This window comes from Tsukamurella pulmonis, from assembly GCF_900103175.1.
Classification (GTDB): Bacteria; Actinomycetota; Actinomycetes; order Mycobacteriales; family Mycobacteriaceae; genus Tsukamurella; species Tsukamurella pulmonis.
On record NZ_FNLF01000002.1, the window covers coordinates 2,683,772 to 2,708,971 of the forward strand.

Here is a 25,200-nt window from a genome sequence, read left to right on the forward strand (position 1 = left end):
AGGGGTGGCCAGGGTGGCCAAGGGGTGGCCAAGCAAAACCGCAGGTCAGACAGGGGTGGCCGGGGTGGCCAGGGGTGGCCGGGGTCGCGCGCTCTCTCTACGCATCAGGGGATTGAAAAAGTAGTTAGTTCTTGTAATAAGTAAGAGGTATGCGAGGGTACTACGCGCGGTCGTATTTCCGCGAGCGCGTGGCCACCCCGGCCACCCCTGGCCACCCCTCGCTGACCTGCGGAAACGCTGGCCACCCCTGGCGGCCACCCCTGGATTTCTGGCCACCCCTCCCGAGCAGGGTCACGACTGCCGCAACCGGTAGTAGGTAACGCTCTGACCAGTGGCGTTGGTGTCGCGGCGGAGTTCGATCCGCTTAGAAGTCTGGAGGGCGAGCTGTGCCTCCTCGAAATGCTGGCGCAGCCGTGAGGACACGGCCTTGCGCACCTCCGACGAGGCGACCCATCCGCCGCGCTTGCGGAGGAACGATTCGATTCGGTCTGCGGTCGCCGCGATCGCGGCGGCGTCGCGCACAGTGTCCGCGGCTGCGCGGCGGTGTCCATCGAGTTCGCCTTGCCGTTCGGCGTCCCGCTGCGCTGCGATGCCCGACTCGGCGGCGACGGCTCGACTGGTAGCCGCGGACACGTCAAGAATCGCGGCGGCGAGTTGCCAGTACATCGGTTCTATCGCGGTCCGCCCGTGGAGCACTGCCAGCGCGGCGGCGACCTTCTCCTGGGTGAGGAGCCGATGGCCTGCGAGCGGGTCTCCGCTGCGGCCGAACGGGTCGAGATCCTTCGCCGCGTCGGCGGCGATGATCTCGGCGGTGATCGACGGGTGCAGGTCGAGCGGGATCAGCTCACGGGCCTCGGGGTTGAACGCCAGGTCGTCGTCCGCCCCTTCGGGCACCGAGAACGGGTCGCTGCCAAAGTCCGGCAACTCGATCTCCATCGGCTCCAACGGCTTGTCCGGCGCGGCCTGGAGCTTGCGTGCCTCGCCCTGCCGTGTCGGTGCCCAGACGAACCGCTGCGGCACACCGTCGCGCTGCGCCTGGTCATTGAGCAGCGCCACGCCGTTGTCGAACTGAACGCCCGCGGACATGCAGAGGCGGTAGCTATGCATCGGAAGAATCACCCGGCGCTCGGCGTCAGCGTTGGCGAACCCCAACTCCTCGCCCATCGCCGCCTTCAGCAGCTCGGGCAGCAGCGTCGAGCCCGACCGGCCAGCGAGCGCGACCAGATGGGCGATGTCCCGGACCCCGAATAGCGCCGCGGTCTTGTGCCAGCGCATCACAGTCGCGCCACCGCCAAGCGGGGCCTTCCGCGCGGTCGCGAACGTCCGGTTGATCCCCTCGCCGGACCCGAGCGGGACGACCGAGGGCGTGGGCATGCGAGCACCCTCGCGCGTGAAACGAATCGCCGCCGCAGCGGTCTTGTCGGCGGCCCCCTTGCCGCCGCTGGAGACCCCCACGAGCGCGGTCAGGAGGTTCAGCGACACCTCGCCGCCGATGATCGGCGGCAACACGACATACGGCGGCACCGCGAGGGTCGTGCGCTGAAGCACGCCGAGCAGCGTCGCCCAGTGCCCGGCTCGTCGCGCGTCAGCGAACGAGCGGACATGCGCGAGCGTCGGGCTCGCGTCGAACACGTCGGCGCGCTCCTGCATCACCTGGCGAAGGGCCTCCGTCGCGGCGGCGGCTTCGGTAGCCCCGGTGCGCGCAGCGCCGATCGACTCAGCCGCGTCACCCGCGACATGGCGATACGCCGCCTGCTCGTCTCCCGCATCGCCGCTGGTCGAGGTATTCTCGGCTTGGGACATTGGTCGTGCTCCCTATCTGTGGTTTGGATGACGCCCCCGCGAACCGTGACGCGGGGGCGTTGTCGTGTCTGGTGGTCGCCCGGTGGAAGCGAAATACCTATGAGGGTGGTGCTTTTGATGGGCACGCCTCAGCGGCGGTGACCCGGTGCGTAACCGGACGATCACCGCCGCTGAGGGTGTGTTGGGGGCTGGAGAAGGCCCCCGGCCAGAGGGTCAGTGGCTCAGGCATACGTCGGAGAGCCCGGCGGGGTCCACCACGTACTCCGACTCTCCCCGCCCGACCTCGGGGCCGATGTAGGCCAACAGGTGCTTCGGATCGACTGTGGCCGTGTACACAGCGCCTGCCGGTTGGCCCCTGAGCCCGTCGAATGCGAACGCCCTCGCGATCTCGCAGTCGGTCGTCCAGGACATCCCGTAGCGGCCGTCCTCCGTGCATCCCCGGTAGAGCTGAATGGGCTCCGTCGGCAGCGGAGCGCGACTGCCGTCGTGGGTGTAGCCGTTCCGCTTGAACATCCTCACCCACATGCTCGGCGGATCGTATGTGCGCTCCGGATATTCCGCACCGCACCACGCACTGGCCGCGATCCCCGCCATGTCCGGGGCTCTGAGATCGACGACCCCGCCGAAGTGAAAGTCGAACAGCAGGGCCGGACCGTTGTTGCGTCCCACCCAAATCAGGCAGAGATCGAAGTCGGCACGGCTGCACCGGGAGGTGCCGCCCCACCGGTAGCCGAGGTCGTCCTCGTAGAGGCCGAGTTCCATCGCCGTCGTCATGGCGCTATGCCTCTACGCCGAGCATTGCCCTGAGCGCCGCGGTCGGGACCAGGCGACGCCCACCGAGCGCGATGCTCGGCAACTCGCCGCGGTCTGCGAGCGAGTACGCGTTGGCCCTAGAAATGCCGAGGATCTCGCCAGCGCGAGGGATGGAGATTGCTGCGCGAGAGCGCAATTCGTCGATGTCGGAGGTCGTGGATGGGTTGGTCTGTGTGGTGGTCATGAATCCAATATCGCCGATCAGCGTGACAAAGTCCATGTCATTCGCTTATCATTTTGTCGTGGACATTGATAACCCCTACGACGACACCCCGATCCCGGGTGACGTGATGGCTGCCGACATCCGCCGCGTCTCGGGCGAGAAGGGCAGCGCGGACGGCTTGATCGAGATCCCGCTGTTCGGTCACGCGCACCGCTACCAGGTGCGTGTCGATCTCTCCGGCCCAGCGCCGCGCCTGGTCGAGCTGCGGATGATCGCCGACTCGCCCGAGCAGGAGATCACGCCCGCCGCACTGCGCGGGGTTCCTGCGCGGCGACTGACGAAGGCGGCGGCGCGGTTCATCACTCAGGGTGAACACGGAATTGCCACGCCCGATCAGCTTGAAGACGCGACGGTCGTCGACCGGCCGGACCTCGACCCGATCAGTCGCCGTAACAGTGTCGGCCGCCGCAATCTCGATGACGCGCACTACCGCCAGGTCGCGCGGCTGATGGTCACGGCCCGCGAGATGGGCGAGATTCCACGCGAGCACGTCGCGCAGCAGCTCGGCGGGGTGCCACTTCCGACCCTGGACCGATGGGTGCGCGAGGCCAAGAAGCGCGGCTTCCTCGCGCGCGACTGGGCGACCCGATCCTGACCACCTGACACGCCACCACGACAGGACACACACGACATGCCCGAGAACACCACCACCGAGCCCACCAAGCGCACCCGCCGCGCCGAGCCGATCACGAAGCGCACCGCGAAGAACGGCACGGTCAGTTACGAGTTCCGCCTGGATGTAGGCCTGCGCCCCGACGGCACCCGAGATCGTCAGCGGTTCACCTTCCCCACCAAGAAGCTGGCCGTGATCGAGTTCCGCAGGATCAGCGCCGAGGTCGCGGCCGGACGGTTCAGCCGCCAGACGACGCTCACGGTGAACGAAGCGATCGACCAGTGGCTCGCCGGGCGGCGCGGAGTGCGCGCCGTGACGTTGCGCGGGTACGCCGACTCGCTGAAGGCGGCGCAGCGGTACCTCGGGACCAAGAAGCTCGCGGCACTCACCAAGGCCGACGGCGACGCGCTGGTCACCTGGATGCTCACTGAAGGCCGCACCTCGCCGCGCCACTACCGCGCCGATTCGTTCGCGGGCCGCGTCACCGCGCTGGTCTCCGAGCATCCCGAGGGCATCACCCTGACTGAGATCAAGGCGGCGTTCCCTGGGGAGGACGCGAGCACCACGCTTGCCGGTCTGGTCCGTTCCGGCCGCGTGACCCGGCCGTCGCGCGGTGTCTACGCACCCGCACCCGCCGCACAGCAACAGGTCGGCGGGCTGAAGCCGGTGAGCGTCCGGGCGACTCTGAAGGCGCTGACTTCGGTGGCGCAGAGCTACGTCGACCAGGGCGCGCTCCCCCGCAACGTCATCGCCCTGGTCGAGCGCCCGCGCGACGAGTACGACGATCACGCCGCCGCCGACACCGACTCACGTACGCACATCGCCTGGTCCCCCGCCGAGGTCGAGGTCTTCCGCGCCTCCGTCGCCGCCGACCGGCTCTACCCGTTGTGGTTGCTCTCGATGTACGGACTGCGCCGCAGCGAGATCATGGGCATGAGGTGGGATGCGATCGACCTGGACGAGGGCACGCTGTCGGTCGTGCGCGGCCGGGTCGCGGTCGGTGCGGAGGTGATCGAGGGCCGTACCAAGTCGCCGAAGCGATCGGATCGGACCCTGCCGCTGCCGGACGAACTGACCGAGGCGCTGCGGGCCTTCAGGACCGTCCGCAAGCGCGAGGCGCTGGCGCTCGGCGTCCCGTGGGATGAGCGCGGCCTGCTGGCGGTGCGAGAGGACGGCGAGCCCATCGCGCCGGATTGGTTCAGCCGCGAGTTTGACCGGCTGCGGGCCGCGACCGGCCAGCGGCGAATCACCCTGAAGGGCCTGCGCGCCTCGTCCGAGTCCGCGATGCTCGCGCGCGACGTCCCGCTGCACGTATCCGCGGCCTGGCACGGTCACTCCGAGGCGGTGGCGTTGGCGCACTACGCGCGCGCCCAGGAGGACGATCTGCGCCGCGCATCCACCGTGCTGTTCGGGTAGCCATTCGGCCCACTCGTGGCCCTCGGCAACCGCTTGGCCCACTCTTGGCCCACTGGGGCCGATCTGCGCCGGAAACAAAGAAGGCCAGGTCGGAGGTTTTACCCTCTGACCTGGCCTTTTTCTGTCGGGCTGACAGGATTTGAACCTGCGACCACCTGACCCCCAGTCAGGTGCGCTACCAAGCTGCGCCACAGCCCGTGGCCGCTCTCGCGGTGCTGTAGGAGATTACCCCATACGTCGCGCGGACGAGAAATCGCCAGCACGGCGCGACGCGGCGCGCTCACGACGTCGTCCCCGAGAGGCGGCGGAGTACGCCATCGCTTCGGTATACGGCGCCACCGCATCGCCGGTGGAATCGGACGTTCCGCCCTACTGTGGACGTATGCGCACCCCGCTGAGGAACCGAGGCGTCGCGATCGCCGTGCTCGCGGCGCTGACGGTGGGGGGATGCGGCGGCGGGGCACCGTCGCAGGCGCCCACCCCGAGCGCGAGCGCCGACCCCGCCCCGCAGGACACCATCGCGGCGGGGCTCGATGCGCCCTGGTCGATCGCGTTCGCCGACGGAACCCCTCTGGTCAGCGAGCGCGACCGCGGCCGCATCGTGGAGATCGTCGACGGGAGGCCCCGCGAGGTCGGGCGGATCGACGGCGTGGCCGCCCGCGGCGAGGGCGGCCTGCTCGGGATCGCGGTCCGCGACGACGAGCTGTTCGCCTACTTCACCACCGCGACCGACAACCGGATCGTGCGGATGCCGCTGCAGGGCACCGCCGGTGCACGCACCCTCGGCCCCGCCCGCCCGATTCTCACGGGCCTGCCCGCGGCGTCGATCCACAACGGCGGCCGCATCGCCTTCGGGCCCGACGGGATGCTCTACGCCACCGTCGGGGACGCCGGGAGCCCCGACGACGCCCAGGACCCGCGCGCCCTGGGCGGCAAGATCCTGCGCATGACGCCCGACGGGGCCCGGCCCGCGGACAACCCCTTCCCGGATTCGCTCGTCTACAGCCTCGGCCACCGCAACGCGCAGGGCCTGGCGTGGGCGCCGGACGGCACCCTCTACGCCAGCGAGTTCGGCCAGAACACCTGGGACGAGCTCAATCTCATCCGGCCGGGCGCGAATTACGGGTGGCCCGAGGTGGAGGGCATCGGACGACGTGAGGGCTTCGCGGACCCGCTGCAGCAGTGGTCCACCTCGTCCGCGAGCCCCAGCGGCATCGCGGTCGTCGGCACCGACCTGCTGATCGCGAACCTGCGCGGCGAGCGGCTGCGCACGGTCCCGCTGGGGGCCCCGGCCACCGCCACGGAGCGCTACCGCGGGACCCACGGCCGGCTCCGCGACGTCGTACGCGCGCCCGACGGCTCCGCCTGGGCCCTCACCAACAACACCGACGGCCGCGGCGAGCCCCGCCCCGGGGACGACCGGATCGTGCGGGTCAACGCACGTTGAGCCTGCTCGCGGGCCCTTCCGCGCGCTAGAGTAGCCGCATGAAGCGTGTTCTCCTGGGCTCGGCGATGGTCGCCGCGATCGTGGCGGTCGCGGTGCCCGCGGCGGCCGAGCCCGCGGTGGACGCCGATCGCTACCGCACCGACGGCGGCCACCACGCCTTCGTCTACCGCTACGACGGCGGTAAGCGGGCGTGCACCATCGAGTCGGAGCCGGCCACGCTGCGCTGCGGGATCTTCGCCCCCGCGGGCACCCGGATCACCGTGAAGAACCGCAGCGTGCGGCCCGAAGCGGTCGAGGTGACCGACGCCGGGTGGCGCTACCTGGACAAACTCAGCGTGCGGGAGCGGCCGCGCATGCTCCCGGCCGGCGCTCGGCTCTCGGTCCACGGCGTCTCCTGCACCGCGCTGCGCGACGGCGGGCTGGAGTGCTCGGTCGATTCCGCGGGGTTCACCCAGGACGACGGCCGCTTCACCCCGAAGGGCAAGCGACTGGGCTAGGCGACGAGTTTGGCGCGCAGTCGGGCGATGACGACGTCGTCGATGCCGAGCCCCGCGCGCACGTACCCGTCGAAGCCGCCGTAGCGCGCATCGGCCTCATCGAACGCGGCGGTGAGCGCCTCGGGGAAGACCCCGGCGAGCGCCCGCGCGGCCTCGCCGATCGCCGCACCGCGCTCGGTGGTGGCGCGCTCGGCGATCGCCTCGATGACGGCTGCCGAGTACTCGTTGGTGAGCAGGTAGTCGGCCATCACGTCGTCGGGCGAGACGCCGAGGATCCGCTGCACGATCGCAGCCGCCCAGCCGGTGCGATCCTTGCCCGCGCTGCAGTGGAAGACCTGGGCGCGGTCCTCGTCGGCGACGGCCCGCACGAGCGAGGAGAACTGGGCCCGGGCGTTCTCCTCCGTCACGAACATCCGGTAGACGTCCGTGAGCAGTTCCTTGGCGTGCGCGGCATCGGTGAGCGACTTGGGATCCAGCGCACCGAGCTCGACGTCGTCGCCGATCACGTTCAGCCGCACGTACCGCGCGCCGTCGGGCACGACGTCCGGTTTGGGCGTGACCTCGACCGTCATCCGCAGGTCGAAGACGTCCGCCAGGCCGGCCTGCGCCAGCCGGTCCGGGTCGATCGAATCGGCGTCCAGCACGCTGGAGCGGAAGAGCAGGCCGCGCCGCATCCGGCCGCCCTCGGCCGTGTACCCGTCCATACCTGCCACATCGCGGAAATTGTGCACGGGCAGAGCCTAATCGACGGGCGAGCGCACCGGGCGCGCTCGGCTGCGCGGTGGTGCCGGACGGGCTAGGCCAGCCGTCCGAGGCGCCGGTGGGCGCACCCGGTCGCGGGCCACCAGTCGTGCGCGCCGGGCGTGGCCAGGCCGTGCGGCAGTGCGAGCGCGAGGGCGATCGGCGCGTCCACCGGCACGTCTACGGGAACCTCCACGCGGGCGGCGAGCCGCGCACCGTCGGCGCCGCGGACCAGGAGCTGACGCGTCCGGGCCCCGGCGAGGCGGGCCCCGGGCCACGCGACGTCGGCCAGGCTCGCGTGCTGCGGCAGGTGCCCGGCGACATCGCACAGGACCACCGGGCCCGACCGCACGAGCCGGCTGATGCGGCTCACGACCACCGGGTAGGTCGACGGGCCGCCGTCCGCGAGAGCGGCGGCCGGGGTGCCGGCGATGAGGACGTCGTCGCCGTCCATCGCGGTGCCTTCCGGCCAGATCGTGGGGTCGAAGGACCGGGCGACGCCGGCGCGGGCGAGTGAGGGCAGTACCTCCATCAAAGTCACGCCTACCGGTCTACGCGGGCCGTGGCGCGGAGGGAAGGTCCGCCGCCGTCAAGGTCGCGCTAAGACTGTCAGACCCCCGGTTCGGCGCACGGGAGAACGCCCGCCTTGACCGCGGCCTGCACTGCGGCGTAATCCTTTTCGTTCTGATCGGCGTACGCCGTGGCGAATCCGGCGACGGCCTCGTCGAACTCCGTGGACTTGCCCAGGTAGGCCGAGGCGGAGGCCGACGCCGGGGACTGCGAGTGGGCGCGGGCCAGCACGCCGCCGCACGCCTGGCCGTACCGCTCGAACTGCTCGTGCGTGAGCAGTTCGGGGGCCACGGAGCCCTTCATGTCGCGGAACTGGCGCCAGTAGAAGTCCTTGCCGAGCACGGTCGGCGTGTACCCGAGGAACGAGTCGGACTGCGCCTGCAGGATCTGCTGGCCCGCGACGACGCGCCAGGCCTGGGCACCGCTCGACGGCGCGCGGGGCGGCATCGTCGACGGCCCGCGTTTGCCGTACGTCTGCAGCACCGACGGGGACGCCTCCTTCACCTGCAGGAACAGCGTCTCCATACCGCCGCCGGGCACGTCGCGGCCCACCAGCACGATGAAGCACAGAGTGCCGACGCTGCCGACGCCCACCACCCGCAGCGCCCAGTCGAGGACCCGGAACTGGCCCAGCAGCGCCGCGGCGTCCGCGCGGAGCGAATCGAGGTAGCGGACGTAGATGCCCTCGAACCCCTCGACCAGCTTCGGGGGCGCCGGCACCAGCGTCGGGGGGTTCGCCACGATGTGCGGTTCGCCGTCGGCGCTCGTCGCCGTGATCTTCTCGACCATGCGCGCCGAGGTGCGCTTGCGGGCCTTCTTCGCGGTCTGCTCGATGAGCTCGAGCAACGGCTGATCGCCGGCGGCCCGCGTCGCCAGGTGCTCGACGTCGTAGCAGGTGTAGTAGCGCTCGAGGGCGCTCTGGCCGACGAGCTCGGCCAATGTCGTGCGATAGGAACCCACGGCGGCGGCGACCGCGCTCCGCGCCTGCTCGTCGGTGTAGCCGTTCTCGCGGGCGGCGATCATCACGCTGGCCGCGAGACGCTTGACATCCCATTCGAACGGGGCGTTGCCCGCCTCATCGAAGTCGTTGACGTCGAAGAGCTGGCGCCGCTCCGGCGAGGCGAACAGGCCGAAGTTGGAGATGTGGGCGTCGCCGCAGCTCATCACCGTCACGCCGGTGTCGGCCTCCCCCGCGAGGTCGTGCGCCATGAGGGCGGCCCCACCGCGGTAGAAGGCGAACGGCGAGTGCAACATGCGCGAGACCCGGACGGGCACGAGTTCCTGGATGCGGGTGCTGTTCTGCTCGCGGATGATCTCGACCGGATCACGCGCGTCCGGCGTGAACACCGCATGGGCGGACCGGGCGAGCCGTTTGCGCAGTCCCTTGCCGCTCGGTACCTCTGCACTCATGTTCGCAAATGCTAGTCGCGGCCCGGCGGGCCGCGGCTGTTTCGTACGGGACGACCCACTCGCCCGAAAACGATTAGGCGACCCTAAGTTGCGAGGCGTACGGTGGAACGCGTGACTGAACAGCGTACTGAAACCGCCCCCGCCCCCGCCCGACGTCCGCGGCCGACCTACGAGGTCACGGTCGTGCGCACCGAGACCGTCGGCGCCCACCTCGTCCGCGTGATCGCTGAGGGCGAGTCCCTCGCCACCTTCGGCGACCCCGACCTGCCCGGCCTGCCCAGCACCGACTCCTACGTCAAGCTGGCGTTCGGCGACGCGACCCGCACCTACACCGTCCGCTCCTTCGACCGGGCCGAGCGCCGCATCGCGATCGATTTCGTCGTGCACGGCGACGAGGGACTCGCAGGCCCGTGGGCCAAGAGTGCCCGGCCCGGCGACACACTCACCATCATGGGCCCCGGCGGGGCGTACTCCCCCGACGCCGCGGCCGCGTGGCACCTTCTGGCCGGCGACCTGTCCGCCGTGCCCGCGATCGCCTCGGCGCTCGAGGCGCTCCCGGCCGACGCCCGGGGCAGCGCCGTCATCGAGGTCGAGAGCGACGCCGACCGGATCGACCTGACGGCACCCGCGGGCGTGAACGTGCGCTGGGCCGTGAACCCCGACGTCGCCGACGTCGACTTCCTCGCCCGCCAGGTCGCGGTCGCGAACTGGCCCGAGGACCGCGCCACCGCGCACGTCTTCGTGCACGGCGAGCGCGAGTCGATCAAGGCGATCCGGAAGGTGCTGCGCGAGCTCGCGATCCCGCGCGAGCGACTGTCGATCTCGGGCTATTGGGCGCGCGGCCGCGCCGAGGACGCCTTCCAGGCCGAGAAGCGCCAGCCGATCGGCCAGATCGACTGATCAGGCCGCCGACACCGGTGAAGGTGTCGCCGCTCACACCGTGTGCCGGGACGTGAGTGTGCACACAAACAGGCCTGTCGGAGCACGGATTTCAGACACCTGCGGATAATTTGTCTATTCGTGGATCTCGCACCGGTACCAGGTTTCGCACCGTCGCACGCCCAGCTGCGGCGCCGCGGTGTCGCGTTCACCCTGTGCGTGGTCCTCATCGGCCTCGTGGTGTGGGGCGTACAGACGCTGCGGCCCAAGGACGAGTTCAGCCTCACGCTGCGCACGCCGACGGTGGCCGCGGGCATCGTGGAGGGTGCCAAGGTCCGGATCCAGGGCGTCGAGGTCGGCACCGTCTCGTCGGTGCACGCGCTCGGCAACGCGCAGCAGGGCGTGACGCTGCTCATCGACGGTCCGCAGGGGCGCAGCCTGACCAACAACGTCGAGGCGGCGTTCTCGGCCGGAAACCTGTTCGGCGTATCCGAAGTGATCCTGACCCCGCACGACGGCGGCGGCGCCCTGCAGAACGGTGCCCAGATCTCGCCGAACCGGCAGATCACCGACAACACCGTCTCCAACATGATCACCACCCTCGGTGACGTGAACGACGACGCGCTGCGCCCGCGCATGAGCCAGGTGCTGATGAACGTCGACGCCTCGTCGAAGGCGATGCTGCCCCTGCTCACCGCTCTGGGCAGCGTCACCGAGGCCGTGCACGACACGCAGCGCGTCTCGACCGCGGAGACCTTCCCGAAGATCGTGGCCGCGCTCCAGGCCGCCGATCCGTCGGTCGCGGCGATGCTCCCCGCGTTCCGCACGTCCTTCCAGTTCCAGCCCCTGCACACGGGCGCCAGCAAGCGCACGATCGCCATGCAGGACGCCATCAACAACGAGCAGACCGGCCTGCTGGCCGGGCTCCAGGCGATCCTGACGCCGGAAGCCCTGAACGGGCTCCGCACCGCGTCGCCGATCCTGGTGAACCTGCTCCAGCCGCTGCTCGACGCGTTCCCGAACGGCAGCGCGCGCGGTGTCGGTCTCCAGTTCTCACAGCTGATGGACAACGTGCGCAGGGCCATGCCGAACACCCCGAACGGCCCGGTGCTGAACCTCCGCCTCGCGGTGGACTACCCCGCCATCGCAGCCGGCCTCCCGCCCGGCGTCGACGTCGCGAAGCCCGCCACCCCGGCCAAGCCGTCCACCGCCGCGAAGCCCTCCTCGCCCACCTCGTCGGCGAAGCCCTCCGCCGCCCCGCGCTGATCGCGCCCCGGCCGCCCGCGCACGTCCGGCGACGGTGCGCCGGCGCCCGCACGGAGATTCTGGGGCTGCGTCGGCATCGGGGCCGACCACCTCGGTCGTCCCCCACGCGGCGCCGAAAGGCGGCGCCCCTCGTTCGCTCCCCCACCAGACGCCGTGCGAACGGTGGGGGTTGAGCCGTCCCCCGCGCGGCGCTGATTCCCACTCGGGACGCCCGGCCCTCCCTCGCGAGGACAGCATCTCGAGTGCGATTCCTCAGATCAGGCCTGCGCCCGTGACTCAGGCCGCCAGGGCGCGGTCGCGGGTGGGGCGCACCTGGGCCAGCAGGAGCAGCCCCAGGGCCAGGACGACGATGATGCCGCCGATGCCCGCGCGATCGGTGCCGAACGCCCACACGAACAGACCGAACAGGGTGGGACCGAGGAAGGACGCGGCGCGCCCGGTGGTCTGGTAGAGGCCGAACATCTGGCCCTCGCGGCCGGGGAGCGCCATCCGCGCGAGCATGCTGCGCGCGGATGCCTGCGCCGGCCCGACGAACACCGTCAGCATCAGTCCGAAGATCCAGAACATGGTCTCGCCGCTCACGAGCAACAGCACCGTCCCCGCGATGAGCATGCCGGCCAGACACGCCACGATCACCGGTTTGGGGCCGATCCGGTCGTCGAACCGGCCCGCGACCACCGCACCCAGAGCGGCCACGACGTTGGCGGCCACGCCGAACAGCAGCACCGTCGACTCGCTCATCCCGTACACGCTGTGAGCCAGCACCGCGCCGAAGGTGAACGTCGCGGCCAGGCCGTCGCGGAAGACCGCCGAGGAGACCAGGAACCACACCACGTTGCGGTCCTCGCGCCACAGTGCCCCGATCGTCGCGAACAGGTCGCGGTACGCCCCGGCGATGCCGCGACGCGGGGCAGCCGCCGGGTCGGCGGGCAGTTCGGGCACGAGGAAGAGCACCGGCAGCGCCGAGAGCGCGAACCAGGCGGCCGCGAACAGCGCGACGAGGCGGATGTTCAGGCCACCCTCGGTGGGCACGTCGAGGAAGCCGCGGGTGGGACCGTCGCCGGCGATGAAACCGAAGTTGCAGAGCAGCAGCAGCACGATGCCGCCGAAGTAGCCGCAGGCCCAGCCGATCCCGGAGATCCGGCCGATCGTCGCGGGCGTCGAGACCTGCCGCAGCATCGCGTAGTACGGCACGTTGGCGAGCTCGAACGCCGCGGTGCCCACGGCCAGCAGGAGCAGGCCGAGCCAGAGGAACTGGTACTCGTCGCGCACGAAGAAGCACGCGGCGGTGCACAGCGTGACCACCGCGCTCCACACGGCCAACGAGAACTTCCGCCGGCCCGCGGCGTCGGAGCGCGCGCCGAGCACCGGCGCCGACAGCGCGACGACCACCCCGGCCGCCGCCATCGCCCAGGAGAGCCAGCTGGTGGCGCTGATCGAGCCGGGCAGGTCCTCGCCGACGGCACCGGTGAGGTAGACCGTGAAGATGAACGTGGTCATCACCGCGTTGAACGCGGCGCTCCCCCAGTCCCACGCGCACCACGCCGCCACCTGGCGGCGCGGCACGGATGCGACGTCGACCCCGGCCGTCACGGCCCTACTTCTTCGCGCGCTTCTCGCGGACGCGGACGTTCACCCGCACGGGCGAGCCGTCGAAGCCGAACTCCTCGCGCAGCCGTCGCTCGAGGAACCGTCGGTAGCCCGCCTCCAGGAAGCCGGAGCTGAACAGCACGAACGTCGGCGGCCGCGTCGCGGCCTGCGTCGCGAACAGCACCTTCGGCAGCTTGCCGCCGCGCAGGGGCGGCGGGGTCGCGGCCATGACCTCGCGGAGCCAGTTGTTCAGGCGCCCCGTCGGGATGCGCTTGTCCCACGACTCGAGCGAGGTCTCGATCGCGGGCACCAGCTTCTGCAGCGCGCGGCCGGTCTGCGCCGAGATGTTCACGCGCAGCGCCCACGGGATCTGCACGAGTTCCCGGTCGATCTCCTTCTCCAGCATGTACCGCCGGTCCTCGTCGACGAGGTCCCACTTGTTGTAGGCGATCACCAGCGCGCGACCCGACTCGATCACCATCGACAGCACCCGCAGGTCCTGCTCCGTGATCGGCTGGGAGGCGTCGATGAGCACGATCGCGACCTCGGCGGCCTCGATCGCGCCCTTGGTGCGCAGCGAGGCGTAGAACTCGTGCCCGCTGGCCTGGTTGACCTTCTTGCGCAGGCCGGCTGTGTCGATGAACTTCCAGGTCTTGCCACCGAGCTCGACCAGGGAGTCCACGGGGTCGACGGTGGTGCCGGCGACGTTGTCGACGACCGACCGGTTCTCGCCGGTGAGCTTGTTGAGCAGCGAGCTCTTACCGACGTTCGGCTTGCCGATCAGCGCGATGCGGCGCGGCCCCATCCCGCCGGTGCCCTCGCGGGGCGTCTCCGGCAGCTTCTCCAGGATGACGTCGAGCAGGTCACCCGTGCCGCGGCCGTGCGCGGCCGAGATGGTGTGCGGCTCACCGAGGCCCATCGACCACAGCGATGCCGCCTCGGCCTCGGTGCGCTGGTCGTCGACCTTGTTGGCCGCCAGGATGACCGGCGCCTTCGACCGGCGCAGCACGCGCGCGACGGCCTCGTCGGTCGCGGTCGCGCCGACGGTCGCGTCCACGACCACGACGATCGCGTCGGCGGTCCGCATGGCGACCTCGGCCTGCGCGGCGATGGACTGCTGCATCCCCTTGGCGTCCGGCTCCCAGCCGCCGGTGTCCTGCACCAGGAACCGCCGGCCGGCCCAGTTGGCCTCGTAGCTGATCCGGTCGCGCGTGACGCCCGGGATGTCCTCGACGACGGCCTCGCGGCGGCCCAGGATCCGGTTGACCAGCGTCGACTTGCCCACGTTCGGGCGACCGACGATGGCGACGGTCGGCAGCTTCGCGGCGGCCTCGGCGGCCTCCGCCTCGAGGTCGCTGAAATCGCCCTCGTAGTCGGCGAAGTCGCCCTCGTCGTCCCAGGTGCCGTCCGCAGTGTCGGCGCCGGCGAACTCGAACTCGTTGTCACTCATCGCGTGACCTCCTTATCGCGGGAGGACAGCGCGCGGTCGGCCAGTTCGGCCACCGCGGCGACGGTCTCCTCCAGGTTCATCTCCGACGAGTCCAGCTCGATCGCGTCCTCGGCCGGCCGCAGCGGCGAGATCTTCCGCGTCGAGTCCAGGCCGTCGCGGCGCTGCACGGACGCCAGCACCTCGTCGTAGTCGCTGGGCAGCCCCAGCTCGGTGTTCTGCGCATGGCGGCGCTGCGCGCGCGCCTCCGCGGAGGCGGTGAGGTAGATCTTCACCGGTGCGTCGGGGAAGACGACGGTGCCGATGTCGCGGCCCTCGACCACGATGGGCGACTCGTCGTCGGCGGCGATGGCCCGCTGGTAGTCCACGAGCTGCTCACGCACCTCGGGCACCGCGGACACGGCCGAAACGGCCGCGGTCACGTCGTCCTCGCGGATCCGGCGGGTGATCGAGATCCCGTCCAGCTCCACCTGCTCCGAGAGCGGATCGCAGCCCATCGCCAACGGCAGGTCGGCCGTGGCCGCGGCGATCGCGGCGGGGTCGGTGAGGTCGGCCTCCTGCTCCAGCGCCCACACGGTCGCCGCGCGGTACATCGCGCCGGTGTCCAGGTAGCGCGCGCCGAGGTTCTCGGCGATGCGCCGGGCCACCGTCGACTTGCCGGTCCCCGAGGGACCGTCCATGGCGATCACGAGCGTCACAGTCCCACCGCCTTGTAGAGAGCCGTCACTTCGTCGCGGCCGAGCACGCGCAGCGAGCCGGGGCGCTGATCGCCCAGGGCCACGGCCCCGACGTGGGTGCGCACCAGGCGCTCGACGGGGTGTCCGACCTCGGCCAGGAGCCGGCGCACGATGTGCTTACGGCCCTCGTGCAGCACGATGCGGACCATCGAACGGCCCTCGGAGGCCTCCAGCACCGAGAACTTGTCGGCCTTCACGGGACCGTCCTCGAGTTCGACGCCGTTGCGCAGCGTGTTGCCCAGGCGGCGCGGCACCTCGCCCTGCACCCACGCCAGGTAGGTCTTGGGCACCTCGTACGAGGGGTGCATGAGCCGGTGCGCGAGGTCACCGTCGTTGGTGACCAGCAGCAGACCCTCCGTGTCGGCGTCGAGCCTGCCGACGTGGAACAGGCGCTGGCCGGCGGCGACGCGCTCGGCGACGATGTCGCCCACGCACGGGCGGCCCATGTCATCGCTCATCGTCGACTGCCAGCCGCGGGGCTTGTTCAGCGCGAGGTGCACGAGGTTCTCGTTGACGACGACGCGCACGCCGTCGACACGGACCACCGCGACGTTGGGATCCACGCGACGCCCCTGCTCCATCACGATCTCGCCGTCGACCTCGACGCGGCCGTCGGCGATCATCTCCTCGGCGACGCGCCGCGAGGCTACGCCCGCCTGGGCGAGCACCTTCTGCAGGCGGATGCCCTCGCCCTCGGCGACGGGGCCGGCGGCGGCATCCGACGGTGCGCGGTCGGCCTTGCGGGCCGCGACGTTCTGGGTGCGTGCCGGCTTGGCGTTCGACAGGCGCGGGACGCCACCCTGTTTCGGTGCCTGCTGGGGCTTGCTGGTTCGTTTTCTGTCCGGTGTGCCATCACGGCGAGCGGGTCTGTTCATGATCACTCCATGATCGCAGGTCGCGGCCGAAAGCGGTATTCGTCAGCGCGGCGCGACCGCGGCGGCGCGCAGGGAGCGGTTCCGGCGCCCCATGAACAGCACCGTCGCGGCGAGGGAGGTGACCGCGATCGTGCTCACCAGCCCGCCCTTCGGCGGGAAGAACAGCGGATCGCCGCCCGCATCGCCGCCGGTCAGATCGTCGAGTCCACTCGTCATCATGGCCGGGAAGATCCAGATCAGGATCGCCAGGACCGCGGCGAGCCCGAGCAATCCGCTCGCCAGGGCGAGGCCGCGGGTGAACGCGGGGCGCACCGTGGCGACGATCACCAGCACCAGCGCCGCGATCGCGAGCGCGGCGGTCGCGTACCCCCACGGGATCACCCCGTCGACGAGGTCGTCCGGACCGCCGAAGCCGATCACGTTCGCATCGGGCCCGGTCGCGACGATCCGGCCGGTGCCGGTGAAGCCCCACGGGAGCTCGACCTGCCCCACCTTGAAGCCGAGCCACGTCGCCGTCGCCGCCCATCCGGTGAGCGCCGCGGTCACGGCGGTCAGGACGAGCGGCCACCAGCGGCGGACCGTCGGGCCGAGGGAGCCGAGCGGGAAGGCTTCGCGGAGGACGGCGGAGAGATCAGGCATCGGGATCGAATCCGATCACGTCGGCGCTCTTGCGGCCCAGCTTGGCGAACCGCGGCTCCTCGTCGAGGTGCGAGCTGAGGTCCTCGATCACGTCGACCTCGGGCAGCAACGGCGCGAGCGGCGGCAACTCGTCGAGCGAGCCGAGGCCGAGGCGCTCGAGGAACAGGTCGGTGGTGGCGTACGTCGTCGCGCCCCCGTCACTGCCGGCTTCGGCGATGAGTCCGCGGGCGGCGAGGGTGCGCATCACCCCGTCGACGTTCACGCCGCGGACCGCGCTCACCTGCGAGCGACTCACGGGCTGCTTGTAGGCGATCACCGCGAGGGTCTCCAGAGCGGCGCGGGTCAGCTTGGAGCGCACCCCGTCGAGCAGGAGGCGCTCGACGTACGGCGCGTACTCGGCGCGGCTGTAGAGCCGCCAGCCCTCGGCGGACTCCCGCAGTTCCATGCCGGAGCGGCGCTCGGCGAGTTCGCCCGCCCACGCGCGCAGGTCGGCGGTGATCCGCTCCTCCGGCTCCTCCAGAGCGGTGCCCAGCTGCTCCGCGGTCGCCGGGGCGTCCACCACCAGCAGCAGTGCCTCCAGCGCCGACCGCAGCTCGTCGGGCTCCATCCCCTCGACCAGGGCGAAGTCCTCGGATGTCTCGCTCACGATTCCTCCTCAGGAGTCTCGTCGTACTCGTCGACGGTGCCGCCCACCACCGTGCCATCGTTCTCGCCCGACCACCGCACCTTGAGGTCGCCGAGCGCCTCGGGCTGGTCGAAGAGCACCGCACGCTCGCGGTAGAGCTCCAGCAGCGCCAGGAACCGCGCGATGACGGCGATGCCCGAGTCGCAATCCGCGACGAGCTCGGCGAAACCCGACCAGTGATCGGGCCGCTCCCGCAGCCGGGCGGCGATGAGCTTGGCCTGTTCGGGCACCGAGACCTTGGGCACGTGCAGGTGTCCGAGGCCCACCGTCGGCTTCGCCTTGGGCGTGAAGGCCGACGCGGCGACGAGGGCGAACTGCTCGGGCGTGACGCCCAGCTGCACCGGGGGCACCAGCTCCTCGAACCGGGCCTCGAGCCCCACGGCCCGCGGGTAGCGACGGTTCGCCTTCGCCTCGAGCTGGGCCATGAGCTCGGCCACCTGCTTGTAGGCGCGGTACTGCAGCAGCCGCGCGAAGAGCAGGTCGCGGGCCTCGAGCAGCGCCAGGTCCTCGGCGTCCTCGACCTCGCCGGCGGGCAGCAACCGAGCCGCTTTGAGGTCGAGCAGCGTCGCGGCCACGACGAGGAACTCGGTGGTCTGGTCGAGGTCCGCCTCGGCACCGAGTTGCTTGGTGTACGCGATGAACTCGTCGGTCACGACGTGCAGCGCCACCTCGGTGACGTCGAGCCGGCGGCCGCCGATCAGCTGCAGCAGCAGGTCGAACGGACCCTCGAAGTTGGCGAGCTTGACGGTGAAGCCCGACGGTGCCGCCTCCCCCTCTGCGCCCGACGTCGCCGCCTCGCCGTCCGACGGTGCCGTCCGCGGCGCCGGGTCGAGCGGGGCGTCGGCTTCGATCGGCTCGGGGGCCGCAGCGGTGTCGGTCACTTCTCCTGCGCGATGACCTCGCGCGCGAGGGCGCGATAGGCGTTGGCGCCGGTGGACTTCGGGGCCCACGAGGTGATCGGCTCGCCCGCGACGGAGGTCTCGGGGAAGCGCACCGTCCGCGAGATCACCGAGCGGTAGACCGCGTCGCCGAAGACCTCGACGACGCGCGCCATCACATCGCGCGAGTGCAGCGTGCGCGCGTCGAACATGGTCACCACGATGCCCGCGAGATCGAGCCGCGGGTTGAGGCGGTCCTTGACCTTGTCGACGGTGTCGGTGAGCAGCGCGAGGCCGCGCAGCGCGAAGTACTCGCACTCCATGGGGATCAGCACCTGATCGGCGCAGGCCAGCGCGTTGACCGTCAGCAGGCCGAGGGACGGCTGGCAGTCGATGAGGATGTAGTCGTAGCGGTCGAGCACCGGGTAGAGCGCGCGGCCCAGGGTCTGCTCGCGGCCGACCTCGTTGACCAGCTGGATCTCGGCGGCGGAGAGATCGATGTTCGACGGCAGCAGGTCGAGGCCGTCGACGCGCGTGCGCAGCAGCACGTCATCGGCGGAGATGCGCGACTCCATGAGCAGGTTGTGCACGGTGAGCTCGAGCTCGTGGTGCGCGACGCCGAGCCCGGCGGACAGCGCGCCCTGCGGATCGAGGTCGACGAGCAGCACCCGCCGCCCGTACGCCGCGAGCGAGGCGCCGAGGTTGATGGTGGTCGTCGTCTTGCCGACGCCGCCCTTCTGGTTGCACACCGCGATCACGCGCGCAGGGCCGTGGGTGGACTTGGGCGTGGGCTCGGGGAATTCGATCCGCGGGCGGCCGGTGGCGTCGAGGTCGCCCTCCTGCGCGTCCCGGGGGCTCGCGTGGTGGTGCTGGAGTTCACCCAGGTCCAGGCCCGGGTTCTCCGCGTCCGGCGCTGCCGCCAATGTCCACCTCCAGATAAGTCCACAACCACCCTAATGCGCGCGGCGCCGACGCCGTCGCACCGGCGCGCGCCACGCCGAGCTTACGGTGCCCCTGCGACGGGTGTGGCCGATGAGGCCTTCGGACGCCGCTCCCCGTCCCCCGGCACGCTCATCCCAGCGCCCGCGGGTGGGCCTGGGCGTACACCTCGCGCAGCGCGCTCACCGTCACGAGGGTGTAGACCTGCGTCGTGGTGACGGAGGCGTGGCCGAGCAGCTCCTGCACCACGCGCACGTCGGCACCGCCCTCGAGCAGGTGGGTGGCGAACGAGTGGCGCAGGGTGTGCGGCGAGACGTGCGTCGTCGCGGTGTCGATGCCCGCGCGTTCGGCGGCCGCGGCGAGCACCTGCCACGCGGACTGGCGCGAGAGCCGCCCGCCCCGCACGTTGAGGAACAGCGCCGGGTTGGAGCGCTTCACCAGCGCGGGACGGCCCCGCACCAGGTACGCGTCGAGCGCCGCGAGCGCCGGGCGCCCGATCGGGACCACACGCTGCTTGCCGCCCTTGCCGAGCAGCACCACCGACCGCGACTCGGCGTCGATGTCGTCGACGTCGAGTGCGGTGACCTCGGAGATGCGGGCGCCGCACGAGTACAGCAGCTCGAGCATCGCGCGGTCTCGCAACCGCGACGGGGTGTCTGCGTCCGAGTCCCCGCCGGCCGCCTCGAGCAGGGCGATCACCTGGTCCACCGGCAGGGCCTTGGGCAGGCGCTTCGCCGGGGCGGGCGGGCGCACCTCGCGCGCGACGTCGGCGCTCGTCATCCCCTCGGCCGCGGCGAACCGGTGCAGGCCGCGCACCGCGATCAGCGACCGCGCCGCGGAGCTGGCGGCCAGCGGCGGATGCTCCGCCCCACCCTCGCGCAGCGCCACCAGGAACCCGCTGACCTGCGGCTGCGTGACCTCCGCGAGGTCGCCGACGCCGAGCCCGTCGAGGTACTCGCGGTAGCGGGCGAGATCGCGCCGGTAACTGCTGAGCGTGTTCGGCGCCGCGCCGCGCTCCACGGTGAGGTGGTCGACGTACGCGCGCAGCTGATCGTCGAGAGCCACCCCGACCGACACAGTTACCGCCCGTCCTCCACGGGCCGGCCCTTGCGGGCCGCGAGTGCCGTCGGCCGGCCCGGCCACGGCGCGTCGGAGCACCGCAGCGGGGTGTCGTCGTCGGTGACCATGGTGGCGGCGAGGATCGCACTCACCGAGGTGGAGTTCACGATCTCGCCGGAGAGCACCATGCGCACCGCGTCCGGCATCGGGATCCACTCGACCGTCATGTCGAGTTCCTCGTCCTCCTGCTCTGCCATCTCGCAGTAGCGCAGGTCGGTGGCGAGGAAGACGCGCACCATCTCATCGGTGAAGCCGGGCGACGGGGCGAGGTCCACCAGCACGTGCCAATCGCGGGCACCGAGGCCCGTCTCCTCCGCGAGCTCGCGCTGCGCGGCGCAGACGGGCTCCTCCTCGCCGGTGTGGTCGAGCAGGCCGGCGGGGATCTCCAGCAGCCGCCGCCCCATCGGGTGCCGGTACTGGTTCACCATGGCGATCGCGCCGTCGTCGTTCATCGCGACGACGGCCACGGCCCCGTCGTGCTCCACGACGTCCCGCACGGCCGTCCCGCCGCCGGGCATCGTCACCTCGTCGCGGCGGACCGCGAGGATGGCGCCCTCGTAGACGGTCTCACTGCGCACTGTCTCGAAGTCGTGCGTCTGCACGGAACCGAGCGGTGCCAGCTGCTCAGTCATCTGCGTGGTCATCCTCCGACGGTACCTCGTCCGCGACGGCGTGGACGCCGACCGGGAGCTCCAGCTCGGCCCGGTACTTCAGGGCCGCGCCGACGAAGGCCGCGAACAGCGGATGCGGCCGCGTCGGGCGGGACTTGAGCTCCGGGTGGGCCTGCGTGCCCACCAGGAACGGGTGCACGTCCTTCGGGTACTCGACGAACTCGACGAGGTGCCCGTCGGGCGAGACGCCGGAGAACGACAGGCCCGACTCGGCGATCTTGTCGCGGTAGGCGTTGTTGACCTCGAAGCGGTGGCGGTGCCGCTCGGAAACCTCGGTGGCGCCGTACGCGGCGGCCACGATCGAGCCGCGCTCGAGGGCTGCGGGGTAGGCGCCCAGGCGCATGGTGCCGCCCAGGTCGGCCTCGCCGGCCACGGCCTGTTCCTGGTCCGCCATGGTCGAGATGACGGGGTACTGGGTGTCGTCGTCGAACTCGGTGGAGCTGGCGCCCTCGAGCCCGACGGAGCGGGCGGCCTCGATGACGATGCACTGCAGGCCCAGGCAGAGGCCGAGCAGCGGCACTCCGCGCTTGCGGGCGTAGCGGATGGCGCCGAGCTTGCCCTCGATGCCGCGGATGCCGAAGCCGCCGGGGATGAGGATGCCGTCCATGTCGCGCAGCGCCGCCGCGGCACCGGCGTCGGTCTCGCAGTCGTCCGAGGGGACCCAGGAGATCTTGACCTTGGCCCAGTTGGCGAAGCCGCCGGCACGCAGCGCCTCGGTCACCGAGAGGTAGGCGTCGGGCAGGTCGATGTACTTGCCCACGAGCGCGATGTTGACGCTCTCGCGCGGCTCGTGCACGCGCTTGAGCAGATCGCCCCACACGGTCCAGTCGACGTCCCGGAAGGGAAGGCCGAGCTTGCGCACGACGTAGGAGTCGAGCTGGTTGCGGTGCAGCACCTTCGGCACGTCGTAGATGGAGCCGGCGTCGGGGCAGGAGATCACGCCGTCGATGTCGACGTCGCACATCAGAGCGATCTTGTTGCGCTGTCCCTCGGGGACGTCGCGGTCGCAGCGCAGCACGAGCGCGTCGGGCGTGATGCCGATGCTGCGCAGCGCGGCGACGGAGTGCTGGGTGGGCTTGGTCTTGAGCTCACCGGACGCGGCGAGGTACGGGACCAGCGAGACGTGCAGGAAGAAGACGTTGTCGCGGCCCACGTCGTGGCGCACCTGGCGGGCGGCCTCGAGGAAGGGCTGCGACTCGATGTCGCCGACGGTGCCGCCGATCTCGGTGATCACCACATCGGGGACGATGCTCTCGGAGTCGGGCGCCTGCATCGCCAGGATGCGCGCCTTGATCTCATCCGTGATGTGCGGGATCACCTGCACGGTGTCGCCCAGGTACTCGCCGCGGCGCTCCTTCGCGATGACGGTCGAATACACCTGACCGGTGGTGACGTTCGCGATGCCCGAGAGATCGCGATCGAGGAAGCGCTCGTAGTGGCCGACGTCGAGGTCGGTCTCAGCGCCGTCCTCGGTGACGAAGACCTCGCCGTGCTGGAACGGGTTCATGGTGCCCGGATCCACATTCAGGTACGGATCGAGCTTCTGCATCGTGACCCGCAGTCCGCGGGCGGTGAGAAGTTGTCCCAAGCTGGAGGCCGTCAGGCCCTTACCCAGGGAGGACGCAACGCCTCCGGAGACGAAAATGTGCTTCGTGGCGACACGCGCGCCAACGCGAGGAGAGGGCAACGAGACTCCCGTATTCGAGCGGACAGACCTGCTTCTACTACGGGACTCCAGCCTATCACCTTCTCGTCAACGACGACCCGCTCCGTAGGCGCGCACGTCGTCCCGCATCGCCTGCGCGAGCGCCAGCGCGGTCGAGACCTGCCCGACGACGGTGTCGGCGTCGTCGACGGTGGCGAGCTCCTCCCCGAGCGCCCGGTCCTGCCGGACCACCACGATCGGGCCCGCACCCTGCGACGATCCGGATCGGCCGGCGAGCACGGTGCCGTCGCCGTGACGTGAGAGCGCGGCCGCGAGGCGGCCGATCCCCTGGCCCTCGCCGGCGCGATCGCCGGGGACTGTTCCGCCCGTCACTACGACGGCGGCGCGCGCGCCGGGCACCGTCGGACCGGCGAAGTCGACGAAGCCCGCCTGCTGCAGCGCGGCCAGCGCGTCGGTCCGGCCGTTCGACGGCGGCTTGACCGCGCCCTCGGCGAGCAGTACGGCGCCGAGCAGGTCGCCGGCGCGAGCGCGCGGGTCGACGAGGGAGGCGTTCAGCGTCACGTCGGTGGGTACGGCGTTCTCGACCACGCCGCGCAGGCGCTCCGCCTTGTCCTCGGCGTAGAGGTCGTCGGTGAGCCGCAGCGTCCCGGCGACGCTGCCGCCGCCATCGGTGATCCGGCGGCTGATCTGGTCCACATCGCCGCGATCCGCGGACGGCGCGAGCACCATCAGCACCGGAACGCCTGCGAGGCTGCGCCCCAGCGCCGACGGGGCCGCAGCATCGGCGAAGTCGTCGGCCGCGCGGGCGCGGTCGGTGAGCCGGGCGTTGTCCTGCTCGAGCCGGTCCACCTGCGCGTGCAGGTCCTTGAGGTCACCGTCGGCGGTGAACCGGGTGAGGACTCCCCCGCCCAGGGCGACGCCGACGGCGAAGGCCAGCAGCACTGCGGCCCAGAACAGCGCCGGACGGCGGGCGCCGGGCGAACGGAGTCGGCGCGACGGGCCGGGCACTTAGAGTGCCCGGAACTGGCCCTGGACCCAGAGCGCGAAGCGGTTCCACTGGTCGATGACCCACTGCAGCAGGTCGTGGCCCTGGTTCGAGACCAGCACCGCCGCGATGACGGCGACCAGCGCGGCGAGGATGAACAGCGCGATGGCGCCGCCGTGGCCGCGGCTGCGGTACAGGGTGGCGACGGCCTTGCCGTCGACCAGCTTGGTGCCCACCTTGAGACGGGTGAGGAAGGTCGACGGGTTGGACTCACGGCGGCCGGCGTCGAAGAACTCCTCCAACGAGGCGGAGTGGCCGACGGAGACGATGAGCGAGGCGCCGTGGTGGTCGGCGATGATCAGCGCGAGATCGGCGGCCGAGCCCGTGGCCGGGAAGGTCATCGCGCCGATGCCGAGGTCCTGGATCCGCTCGAGGCCGGGCGCGTGGCCGTCGGGCGCGGCGGGCAGCACCACCTGCGCGCCGGAGCGCAGGGTGTTGGTGGTGATCATCTCCGGGTCGCCCACGATGAGGTCGGGGCGGTAGCCGGCCTTGACCAGCGCGTCGGCGCCGCGGTTCACGCCGATGAGCACCGGCGCGTACTCCTTGATGAAGGGCTTGAGGCGCTTGAGGTCCTCGGCGTGATCGGGCCCGTCGGAGACGACGAGCACGTGCCGCTCGTTGAGGTTGACCTCCACGTCGGGGATGCCGACGCCGTCGATGAGCAGTGGCGACTCGACGCGGATGAACTCCACGGTGTTGCCCGCGAAGGCCTCCAGGTGATCGACGACGCCGGAGCGCGCGGCGAGCATGCGCGAGGTCACGTCGGTGTCGGTGAGCTGCTCGCCCTGGGCCAGCTCGCGCTCGCCGGTGTAGACGACGCCCTCGTGGACGCGGATCTTCGCGCCGTCCTTGACGCGGGTGAAGACCTCCTTGCCGGCATCGTCGACGAGCTCGATCCCGGCGGCGGCCAGCACCTCGGGGCCGAGGTTCGGGTACCGGCCGGAGATGAACGGCGACGCGTTGACCACCGCCGCGACCCCGGCCTCGACCATGAGGTCGGCGGTGGTGCGGTCGAGGTCCAGCTCGTCGCACACCACGATGTCGCCGCGGCCGATCCGGCCGAGCAGACGCGTGGTGTCCTTGTCGACCCGGGCGGTGCCGGTGACGCCGGGCAGGTTCGACGTGTTGCGGGACAGCAGGCCAGTGAGCTTCATGCCGCACATACTGCCCCGTGAGTCACAGAAGTCACGGGAGGCGCGCCGACAACACTGGAAACTTTGAGCAACTTGCA

At 71.2% G+C, this 25,200-nt stretch carries 25 protein-coding genes and 1 tRNA gene; 6 read left to right on the forward strand and 20 right to left on the reverse strand.

Annotated elements, in window-relative coordinates; all coding sequences use genetic code 11:
- Positions 1-291: 291 nt before the first annotated feature.
- The 3 genes from BLQ62_RS13165 to BLQ62_RS13175 all read right to left on the reverse strand — a co-directional run bounded on the left by BLQ62_RS13165 (position 292) and on the right by BLQ62_RS13175 (position 2,836).
- Positions 292-1,803 (reverse strand): hypothetical protein, encoded by a 1,512-nt coding sequence (locus BLQ62_RS13165; RefSeq protein ID WP_068567658.1) that lies wholly within the window; start codon positions 1,801-1,803, stop codon positions 292-294.
- Between the two features lie 213 nt (positions 1,804-2,016).
- Positions 2,017-2,577, reverse strand: coding sequence for a hypothetical protein (locus BLQ62_RS13170; RefSeq protein ID WP_068567660.1), 561 nt, complete (start codon positions 2,575-2,577; stop codon positions 2,017-2,019).
- Positions 2,578-2,581: 4 nt separating this feature from the next.
- Positions 2,582-2,836: a helix-turn-helix domain-containing protein gene (locus BLQ62_RS13175; RefSeq protein ID WP_231857689.1), complete on the reverse strand. Its 255-nt coding sequence runs from the start codon at positions 2,834-2,836 to the stop codon at positions 2,582-2,584.
- On the opposite strand from BLQ62_RS13175, the gene BLQ62_RS13180 reads away from it, so the two are divergent.
- Together BLQ62_RS13180 and BLQ62_RS13185 are read left to right on the forward strand one after the other, a co-directional pair.
- The gene (locus BLQ62_RS13180) at positions 2,835-3,434 is read left to right on the forward strand and encodes a hypothetical protein (RefSeq protein WP_139184203.1); all 600 of its coding nucleotides are present in this window, start codon (positions 2,835-2,837) and stop codon (positions 3,432-3,434) included. The genes BLQ62_RS13175 and BLQ62_RS13180 overlap by 2 nt on opposite strands.
- Positions 3,435-3,470: 36 nt before the next feature.
- Positions 3,471-4,868: a tyrosine-type recombinase/integrase gene (locus BLQ62_RS13185; RefSeq protein WP_068567664.1), complete on the forward strand. Its 1,398-nt coding sequence runs from the start codon at positions 3,471-3,473 to the stop codon at positions 4,866-4,868.
- A 124-nt stretch (positions 4,869-4,992) separates the two neighbouring features.
- Here the strand turns inward: BLQ62_RS13185 and BLQ62_RS13190 are convergent.
- Positions 4,993-5,066: transfer RNA gene (locus BLQ62_RS13190), tRNA-Pro, on the reverse strand.
- A gap of 184 nt (positions 5,067-5,250) precedes the next feature.
- Here BLQ62_RS13190 and BLQ62_RS13195 point away from each other — a divergent pair.
- Together BLQ62_RS13195 and BLQ62_RS13200 are read left to right on the forward strand one after the other, a co-directional pair.
- Positions 5,251-6,315 carry a PQQ-dependent sugar dehydrogenase gene (locus BLQ62_RS13195; protein ID WP_068567666.1) on the forward strand — a complete coding sequence of 355 codons (1,065 nt, stop codon included), beginning with the start codon at positions 5,251-5,253 and terminating at the stop codon, positions 6,313-6,315.
- A gap of 38 nt (positions 6,316-6,353) precedes the next feature.
- Positions 6,354-6,812 carry a hypothetical protein gene (locus tag BLQ62_RS13200; RefSeq protein ID WP_139184204.1) on the forward strand — a complete coding sequence of 153 codons (459 nt, stop codon included), beginning with the start codon at positions 6,354-6,356 and terminating at the stop codon, positions 6,810-6,812.
- On the opposite strand, the gene BLQ62_RS13205 is transcribed toward BLQ62_RS13200, so the two are convergent.
- The 3 genes from BLQ62_RS13205 to BLQ62_RS13215 all read right to left on the reverse strand — a co-directional run bounded on the left by BLQ62_RS13205 (position 6,809) and on the right by BLQ62_RS13215 (position 9,533).
- Positions 6,809-7,543, reverse strand: a complete 735-nt coding sequence (locus tag BLQ62_RS13205; protein ID WP_139061863.1) for a tyrosine-protein phosphatase — start codon at positions 7,541-7,543, stop codon at positions 6,809-6,811. The two genes, BLQ62_RS13200 and BLQ62_RS13205, sit on opposite strands and share 4 nt — an antisense overlap.
- Positions 7,544-7,608: 65 nt before the next feature.
- The gene (locus BLQ62_RS13210) at positions 7,609-8,085 is read right to left on the reverse strand and encodes a hypothetical protein (RefSeq protein WP_068567670.1); all 477 of its coding nucleotides are present in this window, start codon (positions 8,083-8,085) and stop codon (positions 7,609-7,611) included.
- A 77-nt stretch (positions 8,086-8,162) separates the two neighbouring features.
- The gene (locus BLQ62_RS13215; RefSeq protein ID WP_068567672.1) at positions 8,163-9,533 is read right to left on the reverse strand and encodes a DUF2252 domain-containing protein; all 1,371 of its coding nucleotides are present in this window, start codon (positions 9,531-9,533) and stop codon (positions 8,163-8,165) included.
- 111 nt (positions 9,534-9,644) lie between these two features.
- Between BLQ62_RS13215 and BLQ62_RS13220 the strand changes: the two genes are divergently transcribed.
- Together BLQ62_RS13220 and BLQ62_RS13225 are read left to right on the forward strand one after the other, a co-directional pair.
- Positions 9,645-10,433 (forward strand): siderophore-interacting protein, encoded by a 789-nt coding sequence (locus BLQ62_RS13220; RefSeq protein ID WP_068567713.1) that lies wholly within the window; start codon positions 9,645-9,647, stop codon positions 10,431-10,433.
- A 120-nt stretch (positions 10,434-10,553) separates the two neighbouring features.
- A complete protein-coding gene (locus BLQ62_RS13225) occupies positions 10,554-11,678 on the forward strand; it encodes an MlaD family protein (protein WP_068567674.1) in 1,125 nt (374 codons plus the stop codon).
- Between the two features lie 276 nt (positions 11,679-11,954).
- On the opposite strand, the gene BLQ62_RS13230 is transcribed toward BLQ62_RS13225, so the two are convergent.
- The 13 genes from BLQ62_RS13230 to steA all read right to left on the reverse strand — a co-directional run bounded on the left by BLQ62_RS13230 (position 11,955) and on the right by steA (position 25,123).
- Complete coding sequence (locus tag BLQ62_RS13230; RefSeq protein ID WP_068567675.1) at positions 11,955-13,271, reverse strand: MFS transporter; 1,317 nt, start codon at positions 13,269-13,271, stop codon at positions 11,955-11,957.
- 4 nt (positions 13,272-13,275) lie between these two features.
- On the reverse strand, positions 13,276-14,718 hold the full coding sequence (gene der, locus BLQ62_RS13235) for a ribosome biogenesis GTPase Der (RefSeq protein WP_068536158.1): 1,443 nt from the start codon (positions 14,716-14,718) through the stop codon (positions 13,276-13,278).
- Complete coding sequence (gene cmk / locus BLQ62_RS13240; RefSeq protein ID WP_068536221.1) at positions 14,715-15,395, reverse strand: (d)CMP kinase; 681 nt, start codon at positions 15,393-15,395, stop codon at positions 14,715-14,717. The genes der and cmk overlap by 4 nt, the downstream gene beginning before the upstream one ends.
- A 14-nt stretch (positions 15,396-15,409) precedes the next feature.
- The gene (locus BLQ62_RS13245; RefSeq protein WP_082756751.1) at positions 15,410-16,327 is read right to left on the reverse strand and encodes a pseudouridine synthase; all 918 of its coding nucleotides are present in this window, start codon (positions 16,325-16,327) and stop codon (positions 15,410-15,412) included.
- 42 nt (positions 16,328-16,369) lie between these two features.
- Positions 16,370-16,966, reverse strand: coding sequence for a hypothetical protein (locus BLQ62_RS13250; RefSeq protein ID WP_068536160.1), 597 nt, complete (start codon positions 16,964-16,966; stop codon positions 16,370-16,372).
- Complete coding sequence (gene scpB, locus BLQ62_RS13255) at positions 16,959-17,573, reverse strand: SMC-Scp complex subunit ScpB (protein ID WP_082756752.1); 615 nt, start codon at positions 17,571-17,573, stop codon at positions 16,959-16,961. The genes BLQ62_RS13250 and scpB overlap by 8 nt, the downstream gene beginning before the upstream one ends.
- A gap of 35 nt (positions 17,574-17,608) precedes the next feature.
- Positions 17,609-18,532 carry a segregation and condensation protein A gene (locus tag BLQ62_RS13260; RefSeq protein ID WP_068536164.1) on the reverse strand — a complete coding sequence of 308 codons (924 nt, stop codon included), beginning with the start codon at positions 18,530-18,532 and terminating at the stop codon, positions 17,609-17,611.
- Positions 18,529-19,413, reverse strand: a complete 885-nt coding sequence (locus BLQ62_RS13265; RefSeq protein WP_414929926.1) for a ParA family protein — start codon at positions 19,411-19,413, stop codon at positions 18,529-18,531. The genes BLQ62_RS13260 and BLQ62_RS13265 overlap by 4 nt, the downstream gene beginning before the upstream one ends.
- 187 nt (positions 19,414-19,600) lie before the next feature.
- Positions 19,601-20,545, reverse strand: coding sequence for a site-specific tyrosine recombinase XerD (xerD, locus tag BLQ62_RS13270; RefSeq protein ID WP_414929925.1), 945 nt, complete (start codon positions 20,543-20,545; stop codon positions 19,601-19,603).
- Positions 20,546-20,547: 2 nt separating this feature from the next.
- Positions 20,548-21,231, reverse strand: a complete 684-nt coding sequence (locus BLQ62_RS13275) for an NUDIX domain-containing protein (RefSeq protein ID WP_231857690.1) — start codon at positions 21,229-21,231, stop codon at positions 20,548-20,550.
- The gene (locus tag BLQ62_RS13280) at positions 21,212-22,945 is read right to left on the reverse strand and encodes a CTP synthase (RefSeq protein ID WP_068567677.1); all 1,734 of its coding nucleotides are present in this window, start codon (positions 22,943-22,945) and stop codon (positions 21,212-21,214) included. The genes BLQ62_RS13275 and BLQ62_RS13280 overlap by 20 nt, the downstream gene beginning before the upstream one ends.
- Before the next feature lie 66 nt (positions 22,946-23,011).
- Positions 23,012-23,932: a copper transporter gene (locus BLQ62_RS13285; protein ID WP_082756736.1), complete on the reverse strand. Its 921-nt coding sequence runs from the start codon at positions 23,930-23,932 to the stop codon at positions 23,012-23,014.
- On the reverse strand, positions 23,933-25,123 hold the full coding sequence (steA, locus tag BLQ62_RS13290; protein WP_068536172.1) for a putative cytokinetic ring protein SteA: 1,191 nt from the start codon (positions 25,121-25,123) through the stop codon (positions 23,933-23,935).
- Positions 25,124-25,200: the final 77 nt, after the last annotated feature.

Excerpts from the sequence above, each read along its gene's own strand:
- BLQ62_RS13165 (WP_068567658.1), bottom strand. The coding sequence starts at position 1,803 with ATGTCCCAAGCCGAGAATACCTCGACCAGCGGCGATGCGGGAGACGAG.
- BLQ62_RS13170 (WP_068567660.1), bottom strand. The coding sequence starts at position 2,577 with ATGACGACGGCGATGGAACTCGGCCTCTACGAGGACGACCTCGGCTAC.
- BLQ62_RS13180 (WP_139184203.1), top strand. The coding sequence starts at position 2,835 with ATGTCATTCGCTTATCATTTTGTCGTGGACATTGATAACCCCTACGAC.
- BLQ62_RS13175 (WP_231857689.1), bottom strand. The coding sequence starts at position 2,836 with ATGGACTTTGTCACGCTGATCGGCGATATTGGATTCATGACCACCACA.
- BLQ62_RS13185 (WP_068567664.1), top strand. The coding sequence starts at position 3,471 with ATGCCCGAGAACACCACCACCGAGCCCACCAAGCGCACCCGCCGCGCC.
- BLQ62_RS13195 (WP_068567666.1), top strand. The coding sequence starts at position 5,251 with ATGCGCACCCCGCTGAGGAACCGAGGCGTCGCGATCGCCGTGCTCGCG.
- BLQ62_RS13200 (WP_139184204.1), top strand. The coding sequence starts at position 6,354 with ATGAAGCGTGTTCTCCTGGGCTCGGCGATGGTCGCCGCGATCGTGGCG.
- BLQ62_RS13210 (WP_068567670.1), bottom strand. The coding sequence starts at position 8,085 with ATGGAGGTACTGCCCTCACTCGCCCGCGCCGGCGTCGCCCGGTCCTTC.
- BLQ62_RS13215 (WP_068567672.1), bottom strand. The coding sequence starts at position 9,533 with ATGAGTGCAGAGGTACCGAGCGGCAAGGGACTGCGCAAACGGCTCGCC.
- der (WP_068536158.1), bottom strand. The coding sequence starts at position 14,718 with ATGAGTGACAACGAGTTCGAGTTCGCCGGCGCCGACACTGCGGACGGC.
- cmk (WP_068536221.1), bottom strand. The coding sequence starts at position 15,395 with ATGGACGGTCCCTCGGGGACCGGCAAGTCGACGGTGGCCCGGCGCATC.
- BLQ62_RS13245 (WP_082756751.1), bottom strand. The coding sequence starts at position 16,327 with ATGAACAGACCCGCTCGCCGTGATGGCACACCGGACAGAAAACGAACC.
- BLQ62_RS13250 (WP_068536160.1), bottom strand. The coding sequence starts at position 16,966 with ATGCCTGATCTCTCCGCCGTCCTCCGCGAAGCCTTCCCGCTCGGCTCC.
- scpB (WP_082756752.1), bottom strand. The coding sequence starts at position 17,573 with ATGGAGCCCGACGAGCTGCGGTCGGCGCTGGAGGCACTGCTGCTGGTG.
- BLQ62_RS13275 (WP_231857690.1), bottom strand. The coding sequence starts at position 21,231 with ATGACCACGCAGATGACTGAGCAGCTGGCACCGCTCGGTTCCGTGCAG.
- steA (WP_068536172.1), bottom strand. The coding sequence starts at position 25,123 with ATGAAGCTCACTGGCCTGCTGTCCCGCAACACGTCGAACCTGCCCGGC.